Source organism: Nonomuraea sp. NPDC047529, from assembly GCF_040642995.1.
Taxonomy (GTDB): domain Bacteria; phylum Actinomycetota; class Actinomycetes; order Streptosporangiales; family Streptosporangiaceae; genus Nonomuraea.
Genome location: NZ_JBEYTJ010000121.1, coordinates 1 through 1058, shown reverse-complemented (window position 1 = coordinate 1058; position 1058 = coordinate 1). Strand labels below are relative to the sequence as shown.

General features: G+C 69.2%; 1 protein-coding gene. It reads left to right on the top strand.

Annotated features, from left to right (window positions below; translation table 11 throughout):
• Positions 1–33 precede the first annotated feature (33 nt).
• On the top strand, positions 34–1058 hold a 1025-nt coding region (locus tag ABZ815_RS52830), incomplete at its 3' end, for a beta-ketoacyl synthase N-terminal-like domain-containing protein (protein WP_357711164.1).

The following is a 1058-nucleotide window of genomic DNA, read 5'->3' as shown; positions in this document are numbered from 1 at the left end:
TGGCACCTGCACCAAGCCACCACCAGCCTCGGCTTGGACCTGGCCCAGTTCGTCCTGTATTCCTCCTCCGCCGCCACCCTCGACAGCGCCGGCCAGGGCAACTACTCAGCCGCCAACGCCTTCCTGGACGCCCTGGCCATCCACCGCACCCACCTGGGCCTACCCGCCCAATCCCTGGCCTGGGGCCTTTGGCAACAACCCAGCGGGATGAGCGCTCACCTCACTTCCCTCGACATCGACCGCATTCGACGAGCCGGTTTCGACACCATCACCACCTCCTACGGCAACAGGCTCCTTGACGCCGCGCTCGCCCACCCCCAACCCCATCTGATCCCGCTGCCCGTCAACGGCCGCGCGCTTGCCGCTCGCCACGACGGTGTTCCCGCGATTCTGCGAGCTCTGGCTCCTGCCCCCAAGCGCCGTGCTGCTGTGGTGGAGCCGGAGGCGAGTGTTGAATCGAGCTTCCAGCGGCGGTTGGCGGGGTTGCCGGTGGCCGAACAGGAACACGTGCTGGTCTCACTCGTGCGCTCGCACGCCGCGGCCGTGCTCGGACACGGGTCGGAGGAGGAGATCGCGGCCGGGCGGCCGTTCAAGGAACTCGGGTTCGACTCGCTCACCTCGGTCGAGCTCCGCAACCGGCTAGGCCGCGCGGCAGGGGTGAAACTACCGGCCACGCTGGTGTTCGACCACCCCACCCCCGCCGCCGTCGCCGACTACCTGTTCCAGCGAGTAGGCACCGGCCCAGCACAAACCCACGAAGCCACAGCGGCATCGGCCACCAAACCCGCAGCCAGCACGACCACAGCGGCCGCGGCAGGGGTGGGCGAGCCGATCGCGGTGGTGGCGATGGCCTGCCGATATCCCGGAGAGATCACCTCACCGGAGGAGATGTGGCAACTGCTGGTGCGGGGTGGGTCGGGCATCACCGGCCTGCCCGAGGACCGGGGCTGGGACCTGGAACGACTGTTTGACCCGGACCCGGACACACCGGGCACCACATATCTGCGGCAGGGCGGGTTCCTGCGAGACGCGGCCGGGTTCGACGCCGGCTTCTTCGG